The sequence below is a fragment of the Robinsoniella sp. genome, assembly GCF_034124845.1.
Genome location: NZ_JAWYAJ010000030.1, coordinates 1 through 2,320, shown reverse-complemented (window position 1 = coordinate 2,320; position 2,320 = coordinate 1). Strand labels below are relative to the sequence as shown.

General features: G+C 38.0%; 4 protein-coding genes. All 4 read left to right on the top strand.

The window, feature by feature from the left end; all coding sequences use genetic code 11:
• Positions 1–107 precede the first annotated feature (107 nt).
• The 4 genes from ACH2DQ_RS01590 (at position 108) to ACH2DQ_RS01575 (ending at position 2,277) form a co-directional block, all read left to right on the top strand.
• On the top strand, positions 108–323 hold the full coding sequence (locus ACH2DQ_RS01590) for a hypothetical protein (RefSeq protein WP_394912660.1): 216 nt from the start codon (positions 108–110) through the stop codon (positions 321–323).
• A gap of 139 nt (positions 324–462) precedes the next feature.
• Positions 463–1,095 carry a TetR/AcrR family transcriptional regulator gene (locus ACH2DQ_RS01585; protein ID WP_394912661.1) on the top strand — a complete coding sequence of 211 codons (633 nt, stop codon included), beginning with the start codon at positions 463–465 and terminating at the stop codon, positions 1,093–1,095.
• Between the two features lie 63 nt (positions 1,096–1,158).
• The gene (locus tag ACH2DQ_RS01580; protein WP_395025241.1) at positions 1,159–1,845 is read left to right on the top strand and encodes a M23 family metallopeptidase; all 687 of its coding nucleotides are present in this window, start codon (positions 1,159–1,161) and stop codon (positions 1,843–1,845) included.
• A 207-nt stretch (positions 1,846–2,052) separates the two neighbouring features.
• Complete coding sequence (locus ACH2DQ_RS01575; protein ID WP_395025239.1) at positions 2,053–2,277, top strand: hypothetical protein; 225 nt, start codon at positions 2,053–2,055, stop codon at positions 2,275–2,277.
• The last annotated feature ends 43 nt before the right edge of the window (positions 2,278–2,320 follow it).

The following is a 2,320-nucleotide window of genomic DNA, read 5'->3' as shown; positions in this document are numbered from 1 at the left end:
TTTAAGTCATTGCTAAATGGCTTTCTTTTTGTATGCAAATTGGGCAGCGGGTGTACACCGCATACCTATTATGAGTGAAAAGAAGAGATTGAATTGGAGGAAAATGAATGAAAGAAAAATTATATAAATTATTTCTCATATTAATGGTGAGTCTGTCCTTGGGCTCAGGTTCCATAAACCAAAATGAGATAGTTAAGATGCTGGAAGCTCTTTCGGGAACAGGTAAAGCGCAGGTTCATCAACTTGTAGAAGAAGAAAAAGAGACTGAAGAAATAAGAAAAAAGAAGAAATTCTCCTTTATTTTCAAGATATTCTATGATTGATAGTACAGACTATTGACCTATTAGGTAAATAGATGTATAATGGCATTAACCTGATAGGTCAATAATTATCTTATGCCCACCAAGTGAGACTTACAGTCGTTAGAAAGCAACCTAAAATACAACTGGCAAGGAGAAATACATGGCAACAAAAATTTATGATTTAGATACCAACCGACGCAATGCCATTCTAAATGCGGCACTAAAAGAATTTGCATTAAGGGGATATGACAATGCATCCACAAATGTAATTGCAAAGGAGGCGGGAATATCAAAACCTTTGATGTTTCATTACATAGGCAGTAAACAAGACTTGTTCTTATATGTTTACGACTATTTTGCCGAGTTGTTAAATAAAGAATATTATCAGTTAATCGATTATGGTGAATCAGATATTTTTAACAGACTCCACCAATCCTTACTGCTTCAAATTAAACTGTTAAAGGAATTTCCCTGGGTCTTTGAGTTCAATAAACTATCGGCAGGAACTCAATCTGAATATATCAACAGCGAATTAGAGAAAAGAAACAGTAGGAAGTATGCAGAATGTTATCCGGCGATATTTGACGCTATAGATACGTCCGGATTCAGAGAGGAATTAGATATTGAAAAATGCAAACAGATCATTCTGTGGTCCTGTGTGGGTTTTTCCAATCAAATGTTAGAAAGCATCAGAAATACCAAATATTCCCGACTGGACTATCAATCTATGGAAAAGGCATTGAATGATTTATTGACACAACTTAGAAAGATATTTTATAGAATTGAAAAGTAACGATAATTAGAAACTAAAATGAAGTACTACCAGCATTAAAAACGATAATTTATGGAGGTGCCGATGGAAAAATTCAAAGCCCCAGTGGTTGTTCAATTTCCCCTAAGGGGAGAATGGGCTGTTCCTAATACGCCTGGTACACGCATTCCAAGCCACGGCACGAATTTGTTGGGAACGCGATATGCCTATGACTTTCTTCAGTTGGACTGGAAGCGAAAGGGCAGCCCCTGTTACAGTGTCAGTCCCTTATCCTATCTTCTGGCGGGTGTATCTGTGAACCGTTGTTACTGTTATGGAAAAGAAATCTATGCGCCCTGTGCCGGAACTGTTATAGAAATAGAAGATCATTGTAAGGAACGAGAAAAAGCAAGATTGCTTTCCGATTTTAGACGTGCCGGTGCAAACAGCAGATTTGATCCTGACAGAGATGATGTAAGGAATTTAACCGGTAATTTCATAATCATGAAGCATAGCGATGGTATCTATGCAGCGTTTTGCCATCTTAAGCCTGGTTCTGTCAAAGTGTCGGTGGGACAAGCCGTGAAAAAAGGAGATATTTTGGGGTGTATTGGTCATACCGGGAACTCCATGTTCCCCCATCTGCATTTTCAACTAATGGACAGTGCAGACATTTCTGCGGCAAATGGACTGCCCTGTGCCTTTGAACAATACGAAGTGTGCAATCAGGGAAAATGGGAAAAGATATATGGCGGTATTCCAAATGCTGCACAAAGAATCCGGTTTTCTTAAATCATGCAGAGCTTGAAACGATATTTATAAAGCAGGATAAATTGCTTGTTATTCTGCCGGAAAATCATCCTAAGAAAGCTTTTGAGCGATTTCCGGTCAGTGATTTGTGCGAATAGATTATATATTCACATTACACATATCGACAGATTCAGAAATTGTGATATAATGAGACTATAAATTTGCGTAATGAGCGTGGGAGGAAGCATAATGGGCCGGAAGGAAAAGAAAAGTCCGTTTATCAGTTTTACCAGTCTGGGGATCTATCGTCGGATATTTTTGATTTTTTTTGTTATATGTATTCTGATTACAATATTCAGCTTTCTGTATTACAGTCGATTATCTTCTACGATTCGAGAGGAGAGTGAAGCCTATCTGCAGGAAAATTCCCGCCGCAAAGGTGCCAAAGTAGACCCTATTGTCAATGATAATTAAGATGTGCTTCATACAATTGCGGCTTCAATGGAATAAACTGGTA

Coding starts and splice junctions, on each gene's coding strand:
- ACH2DQ_RS01590 (WP_394912660.1), top strand. CDS start 108: ATGAAAGAAAAATTATATAAATTATTTCTCATATTAATGGTGAGTCTG.
- ACH2DQ_RS01585 (WP_394912661.1), top strand. CDS start 463: ATGGCAACAAAAATTTATGATTTAGATACCAACCGACGCAATGCCATT.
- ACH2DQ_RS01580 (WP_395025241.1), top strand. CDS start 1,159: ATGGAAAAATTCAAAGCCCCAGTGGTTGTTCAATTTCCCCTAAGGGGA.
- ACH2DQ_RS01575 (WP_395025239.1), top strand. CDS start 2,053: ATGGGCCGGAAGGAAAAGAAAAGTCCGTTTATCAGTTTTACCAGTCTG.